This is a genomic window from Elioraea rosea, assembly GCF_007644105.1.
Lineage (GTDB): Bacteria > Pseudomonadota > Alphaproteobacteria > Acetobacterales > Acetobacteraceae > Elioraea_A > Elioraea_A rosea.
In genome coordinates, this window is record NZ_VFAC01000017.1 from 55,097 (window position 1) to 68,144 (window position 13,048).

The following is a 13,048-nucleotide window of genomic DNA, read 5'->3' on the forward strand; positions in this document are numbered from 1 at the left end:
GAACCTGCCCCGCCCGAGCCGGTCAGACCAGCACCATGCCCTCCTCGGTCACGCCGGGCTTGCTGGCTCCCTTCGGCGCCTCGTCCTCCGGGCCGAGCAGCATCTCGTTGTGCGCAGCACCGGAGGGGATCATCGGGAAGCAGTTCTCCTTCTGGTCGACGCAGATGTCGGCGATGACCGGACGGTCGACGGTGAGCATCTCGCGGATCACGTCGTCGAGCTCGCCCACCTTGGTCGCGCGCAGGCCCACGCCGTGGAAGCTCTCGGCGAGCTTCACGAAATCGGGCAGCGCGGCGGAATAGCTCTCGGAATAGCGCCCGCCATGCAGCAGTTCCTGCCACTGCCGCACCATCCCCATGTACTCGTTGTTGAGGATGAACACCTTCACCGGCAGGCGGTACTGCGCGAGCGTCGACATCTCCTGGATGTTCATTAGGATCGAGGCCTCGCCCGCGATGTCGATGACGAGCGCGTCGGGATACGCGATCTGCACGCCCATCGCCGCCGGCAGGCCGTAGCCCATCGTGCCCAGCCCGCCGGAGGTCATCCACCGGTTCGGCCTCTCGAACTTCCAGTACTGCGCGGCCCACATCTGGTGCTGGCCGACCTCCGTGGTGATGAACGTGTCCTTCCGGGTCTCCAGGCTGAGCTCGTAGAGGCGCTGGATGGCGTATTGCGGCTTGATGATCGCGTCTGCCGACGTCGCCTGCCGGAAGCGCAGGCAGTCGCGCGCGCGCCAGCCTTCGATCTGCTTCCACCAGGCCGCGATCGCGCCCGTGTCGGGCTTCGTCTCGTCGGCCTTCCAGGCTGCGATCAGCGCGCGCAGGATCTTCTCCGCATCGCCGACGATCGGGCAATCGACCCGCACATTCTTGTTGATGGAGGAGGGGTCGATGTCGGCGTGGATCTTCAGGCTGCCGGGGCTGAAGGCGGAGAGCCGGCCCGTCACCCGGTCGTCGAACCGCGCGCCGATGTTCAGCATGACGTCGCAGCCATGCATGGCGAGGTTCGCCTCGTAGGTTCCGTGCATGCCGAGCATGCCGAGGAACTGGCGGTCGGAGGCCGGGAAGGCGCCGAGGCCCATCAGCGTGTTGGTGCAGGGGAAGCCCGTCAGGTGCACGAACTCGGTCAGAAGGCGTGACGCCTCGGGCCCGGCATTGATCACGCCGCCGCCCGCATAGACCACCGGGCGCTTCGCTGCCTTCAGCATCTCGACCGCGCGGCGGATCGAAGCCGCGTCGGGCTCGGTGGTCGGGCGGTAGCTTCGATGGCCGTCCTCGGGCCGGCCGCGATAGCTGCCCTTGTTGATCAGCACGTCCTTCGGCAGGTCGATCACCACGGGGCCCGGACGGCCGGCGCGGGCGACGTAGAATGCCTCGTGCACGATGCGGCCGACATCATCGACGTTCTTGATGAGGTAGTTGTGCTTGGTAGCCGGCCTCGTGATGCCGGTGGTGTCGGCTTCCTGGAACGCGTCGTTGCCGATCAGGTGCGTCGGCACCTGGCCGGTCAGGCAGACGACGGGGATGCTGTCCATCAGCGCATCGACGAGGCCGGTGACGGCGTTCGTCGCGCCTGGGCCGGAGGTGACGAGCACGACGCCGACCTTGCCTGTCGAGCGCGCGTAGCCCTCGGCCGCGTGCACGGCCGCCTGCTCGTGCCGGACAAGGATGTGGCGGATGGCGTTCTGCTGGAACAGCGCGTCGTAGATGGGCAGGACGGCACCGCCCGGATAGCCGAAGATGACGTCCACGCCCTGGTCCTTCAGCGCGCGGAGGACGATCTCCGCTCCCGAAAGGAGGTCCTGGGCTGGCCGTTCCGTCGCGGACATGATGCTGGTTCTTCCCCGTTCGCCTGCGCACGTGCCGTGGCGGCGCGCCACGAGCACGAACGGCGGCCGCGGGTCATCGCCGAGGCCACCGTCGGGCGCATCTAGGCGTGATTGATGCGGTGCGTCAACCGGTTTCTGTCAATAAACGCAAACAAATCCGCCATTTCCTGTTCCGAAAGTTGCGTCAGACCTGCGAAGCGCGCATGGATCGTATGCATCGCCGTTTGCGGCACGACCTCCTGGTGCCGGAACCACGTGTCCTGCCGCTTGGCATACTGCCGCACCATCGCCTGGCCCTCGGCGATCGCCTGCGCGAGCGGGATGCGCCCGGCGAGCGCGGCGGCGAGGTTCGGCACGCCATGCGCCTTCATCGCCGGCAGCGCGGGGTCGAGCCGACGCGCGGCGAGTGCGCGCACCTCCTCGAGCGCACCGGCCTCGATCATGGCGAGGAACCGAGCATCGATCGCGGCCCGCAGCTCGGCGCGCGGCGGCTTCAGGAGGATCATCGCGAACCGGTAGGGCGCGGGCGGCTCGCGCGCCTCGCGCCACCAGGCGGCGAGGCCTCGGCCCGTCGCTGCTAGAACCTCCCAGGCGCGGATCACGCGCTGGCTGTCTCCAGGCTCGAGGCGGGCGGCCGTCTCCGGGTCTGCCGCGGCAAGGCGGGCATGCAGCGCCTCTGCGCCGATCTCTGCCTCGAGCGTCCGTGCCGCGCCGCGCACATCGTCCGGGATGGCGGGCAGGGCGCCGATGCCGTTGGCGAGCGCGGCGAGCCAGAGCCCCGTGCCACCGCAGAGGACGGGAACGCGCCCCTGTTCCGTGACCTGCCGCATGGAGGCGAGCGCCTCGCGCCGCCACCAGCCTGCCGAGGCGGGCTCGGCCGCATCGCGCACGCCGTACAGGAGATGCGGCACGCGCGCCTCCTCCTCCGCCGTCGGCCTCGCGGTCAGGATCCGCAGGTCGCGGTAGACCTGCATGGAATCGGCGTTGATCACCGCCCCGCCGAGCCGCTCGGCGAGTGCGAGCGCGAGCGCCGACTTGCCGCTTGCGGTCGGCCCCGCGACGATCAGCGCGGGCGGGGTGTCGTCGTCTTGCGCGCTCATGAAGCTGCCGCCATGGTCCGGCCATGGAGCATGTACTGACCGTCATCGCGCCGCCAGGCAGCGGCACGCTGTCCCGCGCCCGGCTCGACTGCGCGCGCGAGGCCATCCGCGCGCTCGGCGCCGTCGCCGCCACGCCGCGCTGGCTGAAGGAGGGCGAGGCGGCCGACATCCCCTTCGAGGACATCGCGCCCGACGCGGCGGAGGCGGCCGCTCGGCAGGCGCTCGCCGGCGAAGCGCTCGACCTCGTCTCGCAGGCCGCAACCGGGCGGCGGAAGAAGCTTCTCGTCGCCGACATGGACAGCACGATCGTGGTCGGCGAGACGCTCGACGAGCTCGCCGGGCTCGCCGGGCTGAAGGAGCGCATCGCCGCGATCACCGCCCGCGCGATGAATGGCGAGCTCGATTTCACCGCGGCGCTGCGCGAGCGTGTGGCGATGCTGAAAGGCCTTCCCGAGAGCGCGCTCGCCGAGACGCATGCGCGGATCGCCCCGATGCCGGGTGCTGCGACGCTCGTGGCGACGATGCGCGGGCACGGCGCCTACGCAGCGCTGGTCTCGGGCGGATTCCGCTACTTCACCGGCCGAGTCGCCGCCTCGCTCGGCTTCGACATGGACCAGGGCAACGAGCTGATCATCGAGGAGGGAACGCTCGCAGGCCGCGTGGCCGAGCCGATCCTCGACAAGGATGCTAAGCTCGCCACCCTTCGCCACCTCGCCGCCGCGAAGGGCCTGCCGCTGGCCGCGGCGCTCGCCGTCGGCGACGGGGCGAACGACCTGCCGATGCTGCAGGCCGCGGGGCTCGGCGTCGCCTACCGCGCCAAGCCCGTGGTCGCAGCCGCCGCGCGCGTGCGCATCGACCATGGTGATCTGACCGCGCTTCTCTGGGCGCAGGGCTATACGGCGGGAGAGATCGTCGCGCAGCCGTGATGGGATCGGCAGGTCGCGTCGCTGTCGAATCGGTTCTACCGTGGTCCTGTCGGAGAACCGGCGAGGATGCCTGGCATGTTTGGTTTCGGTCTGGGCGATCGCGTTGCGCGGTTGTTCCGTAGCCGGATAGACCGGCTGATCGCCGCCGTCCGCGCCGACGGTCTCACCTATCTCGGCGAGGACCGGTTCTCCGTTCTGCGCGGCGCGCTTGCCGAAGTCGACGCCGCCCGGGTCAAGGGAGACGTGGTCGAGGCCGGCGTTGCGGCGGGCGGCTCTGCGATCGTGCTCGCAAGGCTTGCCCGGCCCAGGCGACGCTTCGCCGGTTTCGACCTCTTCGGCATGATCCCGCCCCCCGGGGAGATGGACCCGTCCGAGGCGCATCAGCGCCACGCCGTGATCCGGGAGGGCCGTAGCGAAGGCCTCGCGGGCCGCCCCTATTACGGGTACGTCAACGACCTGTTCGGCGAGGTCACGACCGCGTTCGCCCGGCATGGCCTGCCCGTCGATGGCAGCGGCATCAGGCTCGTGCGGGGGCTCTTCAGCGACACGATGCCGGGAGAGCTCCCCGCGACCGTCGCCTTCGCCCATATCGACTGCGACTGGTACGATCCCGTCCTGCTCGTGCTGAGATCGCTCGCGCCGAGGATGCCCGCGGGAGGTCGCATCGTTCTGGACGACTTCAACGACTTCGGCGGCTGCGCGAAGGCCGTCGCGGCCTTCCTCGCCGAAGACCCGCGCTTCGCGCTCGTGCGCTCGACCCCGACGGGGGTGCTCGCCCGGGGCTGAGCCGGAGGGGCGGCGCTGCCGCCGCCCCGTCCCGCTAGGGTCGCTGCGCCTCGGTCCCTCAGCCAGGCGCGCGGCCGGTCGCCGGCGCGGCAGGCAGCGGCACCCAGCGGAGCCCCTGCTGGCCCTCGATGAGGATCAGCACGTTGCGCCGGCCGGCCTGGCGGGCACGGTCCACCCGCTCCTGCACCTCGGCGGGCGTCGCCACCGCCTCCTGCTGCACCTCGACGATCACGTCGCCGGGCCGCACGCCACGCTCTGCGGCGGGGCTGTTCGGCAGCACCTCGACAACCACGACGCCCTTGGCCTCCGTGCTCAGGCTGAAACGCTCGCGCATCTCCGGCGTGATCGACGAGACGCGGAGCCCGAACCCAGCGATCTCGACCGGGCGGCCGCCCCTGTCCTGCGGCCCCGGCGTGGCCGCGGCCTGCTGCGTCTCCTCCGGAAGCTCGCCCACCGTCGCGGTCAGTGTCTGCTCGCGGCCGGAGCGCCAGACGATCACGGGCACCTGCTTGCCGATCGGCGTCTCGGCGACGACGCGCGGCAAGGTCCGCATCTCGCGGATGTCGGTGCCGTCGAACTTCAGGACGATGTCGCCGTTCTGCAGGCGCGCGCGGTCGGCCGGGCCTCCCTCGTTCACCCCGGCGACGAGCGCGCCGCGCGGGCCGCCAGAGAGCCCGACGCTCTCGGCGATCTCGTCCGTCACCTGCTGGATGCGCACGCCGAGCCAGCCGCGGCGGGCGCGCCCGAACTCGCGAAGCTGGGTGACGACGTTCGTTGCGATGTTCGACGGGATGGCGAAGCCGATGCCGATCGACCCCCCAGTCGGGGAGAAGATCGCCGTGTTGATGCCGACGACCTCGCCGGCCATGTTGAACAGCGGCCCGCCCGAGTTGCCGCGGTTGATCGCGGCATCGGTCTGGATGAAGTCGTCATAGGGGCCGATGCGGATGTCGCGGCCGCGGGCCGAGACGATGCCGGCGGTCACGGAGCCGCCGAGCCCGAACGGGTTGCCGATCGCCACCACCCAGTCGCCGATCCGGGACGTGTCGCTGTTGCCGAAGCGGACCGTCGGCAGCGCGCGCTCGCTCTTGACGCGGATCAGGGCGAGGTCGGTGCGCTGGTCGCGGCCGACGATCTCGGCGCGCAGGGTGGTGTTGTCGGTCAGCACCACGTTCACTTCGTCGGCGCCATCGATCACGTGGTTGTTGGTGACGACGTAGCCCTCGCCGTTCGAGTACTCGATGATGAAGCCCGAGCCGAGGCTCTGTGCCCGGCGGGGTCGCTGGGGCTGTTGCGGCTGGCCCTGGCGCTGCTGGCGGTCGAAGAACTCCCGGAAGAACTCCTCGAAGGGCGAGCCGGGCGGGAATTGCGGCACGTCCGGGCCCTGACGGTCGCCGCGCGCCTGCACGGTCTGCGTCGTCTGGATGTTGACCACCGATGGCAGAAGCCGCTCGGCGAGATCGGCGAAGCTTTCGGGCGCGGACCGCGCCACGACGGGCGCGGGCAGCACGACCGGTGCTGCCATCAGGCCGATCGCCACGAGGGCGACCGCGGGACGGAAAGAGAAGCGCATGGGCATCCTGCCTGGTTCGAAGGCCAAGGTCGAAAAGGGGTGATCGTTACCGGGGCGCGGTCTCACCGCGTCCTCATCACCGCTGCTCACAGTATGGGGTCGATCCGGCGCAACCGGAAGCGCGGCCGCCTGGCTCTCCCGGGTTTCTGATGTGGGAGCTCACTCCAGCGCCAGGGCGGCAAGTGCCGCAGCCCCGATCGCCACGACCGCGAGGCCGAGCAATCGGACGGCGCCGTCCGGAAGTGCGGCGGCGGAGGCGAGCATCCGGCGCGCCTCGCCTGGAGCGAAAAGATAGAAAAGGCCCTCGGCCACGATCACGAGGCCGAGGGCCAGAAGAATGGAAGCCTGCGTCATCCCGCCGGCCCAAGGCGCCGGGTGGGCAGCGCGGGGTGGCCTCAGCGCACCCCGGCGGCCCGCACGTCCTGCGGGATGTCCTTGAAGAAGCGGAAGAACTCGCTGTCCGGCGTCAGCACGAGGCGGCCGCCCTCGGCGCCCTCGCCGAACGCCTCGCGATAGGCCTGCATGCTCCGCCAGAAGGCGAAGAACTGGCTGTCGCGCTGGAACGCGTCCGCGAGGATGCGGATGCTCTCCTGCTCGCCCTGGCCTCGGAGGATGTCGGCCTGGGCCTGCGCCTCGGCGAGGATGACGGTCCGCTCGCGCTCGGCGCCGGCGCGCACGCGGGTGGCCACCTCGGCGCCCTCTGCGCGCGCCTCGCGGGCCACACGCTCACGCTCGGACTGCATCCGGTTGAGAATGGCCTGCGTGTTCTCTTCCGGCAGGTCGGCGCGGCGGATGCGCACGTCCTCGATCTCGATGCCGAAGCGGCGCGCCTCGGTGTTCACCTGCTCGGCGATGCTCCCCATGATCCGGCCGCGATCGGCCGAGAGCACGGCGAGCAGCGGCTCGTTGCCGAGCACGCGGCGCAGTGCCGAGGTCACGATCGAGGAGAGGCGCGCGCGGATCGCGTCCTCGCCGAACCCGACCGTCTGGTAGTACTGCAGCGGGTCGGTGATGCGGAACCGCGTGAAGGCGTCGACGATCAGTCGGCGCTGGTCGCTGAGAATGACCTCCTCGCCAGGCATGTTGTAGTCGAGCAGGCGCCGGTCGAAGCTGATCGTGCTCTGCACGATCGGCAGCTTCGCGTTCAGCCCCGGCTCGGTGATCACCCGCACGGGCTTGCCGAACTGCACCACCAGGACCTGCTGCGTCTGGTGGACGGTGAACAGCGTGGAGAAGAGGATGAAGGCGGCGGCCGCGAGGGCGACGACGCCTCCGATGACAAGCTTCTGGTTCATCGCGATGCTCCCGACGCGCGGGCCGAGGGGGTGGGCTGCGGCCGGTCAACCACCGTGCCGCCAGCCGAACCGGCGCCGGTGTTCGCCTGGCGTGCCCCGCGGTTCAACTCGTTCAAAGGCAGGAACGGAACGACGTTCTGCACCTTGTCGTCGACCACGATGGTCGGGCTCTGGCGAAGAACCTCCTCCATCGTCTCGAGATAGAGGCGCAGGCGCGTGATGTCGCGTGCCTCGCTGTAGGCGGTCAGAACCGAGACGAAGCGCTGCGCCTCGCCGTTCGCCCGGGCGATGCGCCCCTCGCGCTCACCCTGCGCCTCCTGGACGAGACGCTCTGCCTCGCCTCGGGCCCGGGGGATGATGTCGTTACGGAACGCCTCTGCCTCGTTGCGGAGGCGCTCGCGGTCGGCGTTGGCGCGCTGCACGTCGCGGAACGCGTCGATGACCGCAGGCGGCGGGTCGACCTTCTGCAGCTGCACCTGGGTAACCTCGATGCCGGCGCCGTACTGGTCGAGGATCGCCTGCGTGCCGGTGCGCACGGCCTGCTCGATCTGCGCGCGCGCCTCGGTCAGCGCCGGCTGGATCGGCGTGCGGCCGATCGCCTCGCGCATCACGCTCTCCGCGGCCGACTTCACCGTCTGCTCGGGGTTGCGGATGTTGAAGAGGTACTCGGCGGCGTTGCTGATGCGCCAAAGCACCGAGAAGTCGATGTCGATGATGTTCTCATCACCGGTGAGCATCATGCTCTCCTCGATGATGTCGCGCGACTGCACGGGGCGCGCCGTCACCGGGATGTTCGCGCCCTCCGGGCTGCGGAAGCCGACCTCGATGCGGTTGATGCGGGTGACCCGCGGCGTCAGCACGCTCTCGATCGGCGCGGGCAGCGCGTAGTTCAGGCCCGGCGCCGTGATGCGGTTGAACGCGCCGAATCGAAGCACGATGCCCTGCTCGTCGGGCTGCACGCGATAGAAGCCCGAAAGCAGCCAGATGCCGACGAGGATCACGCCGATGATCGCGAGGCCCTTGCCACCGCCGAAGCCCCGAGGAAGGAACCGGCGGACGAAGTCCTGGCCCTTGCGAAGAAGTTCGTCGAGATTCGGGGCCTGCGGGAGCTGCGGGCCACCGCCGCCGCCCCACGGGCCGCCTTGACGTCCGCCTCCGCCCCAGGGGCTCCCGCCCCCGCTGTTGTTGGTCCAGGGCATGTGCTCTGTTCCCGGCCTTCTCGCTGTTGGAAGCCTCTTTGCCGCGCCCCATATCCGGCCACGGCAGCGCGGCCCCGATGGTTGCGCCAAAACGCCGGAGGGATCATGCCCCTTCGGCCCGCCCGGATATCGTCCAGTCCGCAGGGGTTTTCAAGTGATGAACGCAGTGACACCCGAAACCGTGCTCGCGGCCCTGGCCCGGCTGCGCGACCCAGAGCGGGGTGCGGACATCGTGTCGCTCGGCATGGTGCAGGGGCTGCAGGTCAGGGATGGGCTGGTTTCCCTTGCCCTCGAGGTGCCGCGGGAGCGTGCCGCAGCGCTCGAACCCCTGCGCCGGGCGGCAGAGGCGGCGTTGAACGCGCTGCCAGGCGTGCTGAATGCAACGGTGGTGCTGACGGCAGAGCGGGGGGAGAAGGCCCAGGCTCAGCCCGCGCCCGCCACCCGGGGCGCGCAGGCCGCCGCCGCCCAGGCCGGCAAGGGCAAGGGGCCGCAGCTCCTCGGCAACTGCCGGGCGATCGTCGCGGTCGCCTCGGGCAAGGGCGGCGTGGGCAAGTCGACCACGGCGGCCAACCTTGCGATCGGCCTGGCCCAGAGCGGGCTCCGGGTCGGCCTCCTCGATGCCGACATCTACGGCCCCTCAGTGCCGCGCATGCTCGGCATCCGCGGCCGGCCGCACGCGGCGGGGCAGATGATCGCGCCGATGGAGAAATGGGGGCTCAAGGTGATGTCCATCGGCTTCCTCGTCGAGGAGGAGACGCCGATGATCTGGCGCGGTCCGATGGTGATGGGCGCGCTCGAGCAGATGATGGGCCAGGTCCTCTGGGGCGAGCTCGACATCATGGTGGTCGACATGCCCCCCGGCACGGGCGACGCCCAGCTCACCATGGCCCAGCGCGTGCCGCTGACCGGCGCGGTCATCGTCTCCACCCCGCAGGACGTGGCGCTGATCGATGCCCGGCGCGGCATCGCGATGTTCGGGCGCACCAACGTGCCGGTTCTCGGGCTGATCGAGAACATGAGCTATTTCTGCTGCCCCAACTGCGGGCACAGGAGCGAGATCTTCGGCCATGGCGGGGCGCGCCGGGAGGCGGAGCGACTCGGCACCGAATTCCTGGGCGAGATCCCGCTGAGGCTCGACATCCGCACGACGTCGGACGAGGGCGCGCCCATCACCGCGACGATGCCCGATGGCGAGGAGGCCGCGCTCTACCGCGGCATCGCCGGCCGCGTCTGGGCCAAGTGCGAGGCCGTCCTGGCGCGCCGCGAGGCGGCAGCACCGAAAATCATCGTCGAGTAGCGGTTCAGCGTCGCGGAGGAAGCGTCATCGCCTGGGCCGCGCCCATCGCCATCGCGGGAAACGCGAAGGCAGCGGCGAAGCCGGCGATCATGCCTGCCTGGGCGAAGAGAAGCGCTGTCGGGAAGAGCATGTTCATGGGGGTATCCTGCTCCGCCAACCGTCAAGGCGCGGTGAACGCGGTCACACCGCGCGCGAGAAGCGCGTCGGTCTCCGCCGCATCGGGGATGGAGCCCTGCGAGCCTGGCCGCGTGCAGGTGAGCGCCGCCGCCGCCGCCGCCCGACGCATCGCGTCCCGCAGCGACGCCCCGCGGTCGAGCGCGGCGGCGAGCACGCCGGCGAAGGTGTCGCCCGCAGCCGTGGTGTCGCGCGGGGTGATGGGAAAGGCAGGCTGGTGGAGGCTGCCCTCTTCGGTCGCTGCCTCCGCCCCTTTCTCGCCGCGCGTGACGATCACCGAAGGCCGGCCGAGCGCGGCACGGAGGGCGGCGGGGCCGTCAGCCGTTCCGAGCATCGCGGCAAGGGCGGCCGCCTCGCCCTCGTTCAGCAGAAGCACGTCCACCGCCTCAAGCGCGGCGCGCGCGAGCGGTTCGGGCGGGGCGAGGCTGAGGATGATCCGCGCGCCAAGCCCTCTCGCGCGGGCGATCAGCGCCTCCGTCTCCTGCCTCGACACCTCCCTCTGCAGCACGAGGGTCGTGCGGGGACCGAGGTCGCCGTCGGCCACCTGCGCCGCCTTGGCCGAGAGGTTGGCACCAGGCGCCACGGCGATCTGATTGCGGCCCTCGGGGTCGACGCAGATCGCAGCCGCACCGGTTGCCACGGGCACGGCGGCGAGCCTGGAGAGATCGACGCCGGCGGAGCGGAGCGTGGCAAGCGCGGGTTCGGCAAAGGCGTCCTCGCCGACCGCGCCGGCCATCGCCACCCTGGCCCCGTCGCGCGCCGCGGCAACGGCCTGGTTCCCGCCCTTGCCGCCGGGCTCGGTACGAAGCGCCTCGCCGAGCACGGTCTGCCCCGGCGCGGGAAGGGCGGGAACGGGCACGATCAGGTCGAGGTTGATCGAGCCGAACACGAGGATCATCGCCCCACCTCTCGCCGATCAGGCCTCGCGGCCGAGCGTGGCCATGAACTCCCGCCACTCGCGCTTGCTCATCCCCGAGGTCTCCGCGGTCACCTGCTCGCCCGCCAGCATGCGCTTCAGCGCGGCGAGCATCTGGGCCGAGAGGAGCGCGGCATTCATCCGGTAGTCGACGAAGGCCTGGGCGGTGATCGGCACCCAGGCCTTCACCACGTCGAGCATCGCCTCGGCATAGGCGCGGATCTCGTACTGGGCGTGCGCGTCGGCGCGCAGGGAGAGTAAGTGCAGGAGGTTGTGAAGGTCGGTTTTCCAGTACCACTGCGTGTAGGTGTTGAGGGTCAGGTTCATCCGCGCGAGCTCGCGCGCGAGGCCCTGCCGGTCCGGCTCGGCCGGCTCGCCCCCCTCGCCCTCGTTCAGCATCCAGGCATAGTGGTCGTAGCAGCGGGCTGCGTCCTCGCGCAGAAGGCGGAGCACCTCCTCCGCCTCCCCGCCGTCGAGCACCTCTCCGCGGCCCTGGCGGTTGACGGCGCTCTGCGCGGCGAGCGCGTGGCGGGCCGGGATGTAGAACTCGCGGTCGAGCACCGAGTAGCGGGCGGAGTACTCGTTCACGTTCGCGGTGCGATGGCGGATCCACTGCCGGGCGATGAAGATCGGCAGCTTCACGTGGAACTTGATCTCGGCCATCTCGAAGGGCGTCGAGTGGCGGTGGCGCATCAGGTAGCGGATCAGCCCCGCATCGTCCTGCACCCGCTTCGTGCCCCGGCCGTAGGAGACGCGAGCGGCCTGCACCACGGCGGCATCGTCGCCCATGTAGTCGACGACGCGGACGAAGCCGTGATCGAGCACGGGGATGGCCGTGTAGAGCAGCGCCTCGAGGGCCGGGACGGTCGGCCGCAGGGTGGGCACCGCGTCCGCGCGCGCCTCGGCGATCTCGGCTGACTGCGCCTCTGTCAGGTCCATGCGTGGCTTTCCTGCCTGGCTTGCCCCGGGGATGCCGAGTCGCGGGTCTTCCGTCGGCGCCTCCGGTTTCCTATATTCCTCGGTGCCGGGGCAACCCGGCTATGGCGATAAACGGTGTTTGGAATAAGCGTTGCGGACCCGGGGGCAGTGCCCGGCGCCTCCACCACTCTCCCCGATGCTGTTGAGGGGGCCGAGGGGGCGAAACAGGCTCGACGCGCGTGGTAAAGACTCACCTTTTGCCCGGCATGGTTCCGCCGTTATCGGGCCGATCCTCAGGTGCCAACGACAACAGCCGTATGGCGCTCGCTGCCTGATTAAGGTCAGGTAAGCGCGGTTCGGGGGGCACCGGGCAACAGAAGCCCCCCACTCTGCGTTACGAAGTCGGAGACGTGACAGGCGGGCTTGCCTCGATCTAGCTTGCCTCGCGCGAGAACGACGCTGGAAGGTGCGAACGCGGCATGGCGCAGCAGGACGAGCCCGGTCTGAAGGACAGCCTCCTCCCCTACGAAGGCTGGATCCAGGAGAGCCTTCGCGGCGTGCTCCGCTTCGCCCTCGACCGCGCCGCGGGAGAGGGGCTTCCGGGCGATCATCACTTCTACCTCACCTTCCGCACCGATGCCCCGGGCGTCGGGATGCCTGACCGGCTTCGCGCGCAGTATCCCAATGAGATGACGATCGTCCTGCAGCACCAGTTCGACGACCTGCGCACGACGGACGACGGCTTCTCGGTGAAGCTCTATTTCGGGGGCGTGCCGGCACAGCTCTCGATCCCCTGGGCGGCCATCACCCAGTTCGCCGACCCCTCCGTCCGGTTCGGGCTTCGCTTCGATGCGCCAGAGGGGGCGGAGCAGCCAGGCACCGGCACCGCGCTCGCTCCGGCGCCAGAGTTGCCCGAGGGCGAGCCGCCCGCGACAGAGGACGCGCCGCAGGTCGTCAGCCTCGACGCGTTCCGCAAGCGCCCGCCGAAGGGCTGACCTGCCCGCCGGGCCCGAGCCCCCCGTCTGGCCCCACG

13 protein-coding genes and 1 other RNA gene are annotated in these 13,048 nt (G+C 70.5%); 5 read left to right on the plus strand and 9 right to left on the minus strand.

The genetic code is table 11. The features are described from left to right. Positions 1–22 precede the first annotated feature (22 nt). Both FIF60_RS12110 and miaA read right to left on the minus strand, forming a co-directional pair. Entirely contained in the window at positions 23–1,831 is a 1,809-nt protein-coding gene (locus FIF60_RS12110; protein WP_144186345.1) for an acetolactate synthase 3 large subunit, read from the minus strand. A gap of 101 nt (positions 1,832–1,932) precedes the next feature. Beyond that, on the minus strand, positions 1,933–2,931 hold the full coding sequence (gene miaA / locus FIF60_RS12115; protein WP_144186346.1) for a tRNA (adenosine(37)-N6)-dimethylallyltransferase MiaA: 999 nt from the start codon (positions 2,929–2,931) through the stop codon (positions 1,933–1,935). A gap of 23 nt (positions 2,932–2,954) precedes the next feature. Between miaA and serB the strand changes: the two genes are divergently transcribed. Both serB and FIF60_RS12125 read left to right on the plus strand, forming a co-directional pair. Continuing rightward, positions 2,955–3,857 (plus strand): phosphoserine phosphatase SerB, encoded by a 903-nt coding sequence (serB, locus tag FIF60_RS12120; RefSeq protein ID WP_144186347.1) that lies wholly within the window; start codon positions 2,955–2,957, stop codon positions 3,855–3,857. A gap of 75 nt (positions 3,858–3,932) precedes the next feature. After that, positions 3,933–4,643: a TylF/MycF/NovP-related O-methyltransferase gene (locus FIF60_RS12125; RefSeq protein WP_158639186.1), complete on the plus strand. Its 711-nt coding sequence runs from the start codon at positions 3,933–3,935 to the stop codon at positions 4,641–4,643. Positions 4,644–4,701: 58 nt separating this feature from the next. Here FIF60_RS12125 and FIF60_RS12130 read toward each other — a convergent pair whose 3' ends face one another. The 4 genes from FIF60_RS12130 to hflK form a co-directional block, all read right to left on the minus strand. After that, a complete protein-coding gene (locus FIF60_RS12130; protein ID WP_144186349.1) occupies positions 4,702–6,216 on the minus strand; it encodes a Do family serine endopeptidase in 1,515 nt (504 codons plus the stop codon). A gap of 159 nt (positions 6,217–6,375) precedes the next feature. Then, on the minus strand, positions 6,376–6,570 hold the full coding sequence (locus FIF60_RS12135) for a DUF2065 domain-containing protein (protein WP_144186350.1): 195 nt from the start codon (positions 6,568–6,570) through the stop codon (positions 6,376–6,378). A gap of 41 nt (positions 6,571–6,611) precedes the next feature. Beyond that, complete coding sequence (gene hflC / locus FIF60_RS12140) at positions 6,612–7,511, minus strand: protease modulator HflC (RefSeq protein ID WP_144186351.1); 900 nt, start codon at positions 7,509–7,511, stop codon at positions 6,612–6,614. After that, a complete protein-coding gene (hflK, locus tag FIF60_RS12145; protein WP_144186352.1) occupies positions 7,508–8,710 on the minus strand; it encodes an FtsH protease activity modulator HflK in 1,203 nt (400 codons plus the stop codon). Before hflK ends, hflC begins: the two co-directional genes overlap by 4 nt. A 157-nt stretch (positions 8,711–8,867) precedes the next feature. Here hflK and FIF60_RS12150 point away from each other — a divergent pair, with 157 nt between their 5' ends. Further along, positions 8,868–10,007: an Mrp/NBP35 family ATP-binding protein gene (locus FIF60_RS12150; RefSeq protein WP_144186353.1), complete on the plus strand. Its 1,140-nt coding sequence runs from the start codon at positions 8,868–8,870 to the stop codon at positions 10,005–10,007. Between the two features lie 4 nt (positions 10,008–10,011). Here the strand turns inward: FIF60_RS12150 and FIF60_RS22265 are convergent, their stop codons facing one another. From FIF60_RS22265 to thyX, 3 genes are read right to left on the minus strand one after another with little or no spacing between them, the layout of a single operon-like run. Beyond that, complete coding sequence (locus tag FIF60_RS22265) at positions 10,012–10,143, minus strand: hypothetical protein (protein ID WP_275426716.1); 132 nt, start codon at positions 10,141–10,143, stop codon at positions 10,012–10,014. Between the two features lie 24 nt (positions 10,144–10,167). Next, entirely contained in the window at positions 10,168–11,079 is a 912-nt protein-coding gene (locus tag FIF60_RS12155) for a ribokinase (RefSeq protein ID WP_144186354.1), read from the minus strand. Positions 11,080–11,097: 18 nt separating this feature from the next. After that, on the minus strand, positions 11,098–12,036 hold the full coding sequence (thyX, locus tag FIF60_RS12160) for an FAD-dependent thymidylate synthase (RefSeq protein WP_144186355.1): 939 nt from the start codon (positions 12,034–12,036) through the stop codon (positions 11,098–11,100). Positions 12,037–12,080: 44 nt separating this feature from the next. Here thyX and ssrA point away from each other — a divergent pair. Both ssrA and FIF60_RS12170 read left to right on the plus strand, forming a co-directional pair. Next, positions 12,081–12,404, plus strand: a transfer-messenger RNA (tmRNA) gene (gene ssrA, locus FIF60_RS12165). 90 nt (positions 12,405–12,494) lie between these two features. Continuing rightward, positions 12,495–13,010 carry an SspB family protein gene (locus FIF60_RS12170; RefSeq protein WP_144186356.1) on the plus strand — a complete coding sequence of 172 codons (516 nt, stop codon included), beginning with the start codon at positions 12,495–12,497 and terminating at the stop codon, positions 13,008–13,010. The last annotated feature ends 38 nt before the right edge of the window (positions 13,011–13,048 follow it).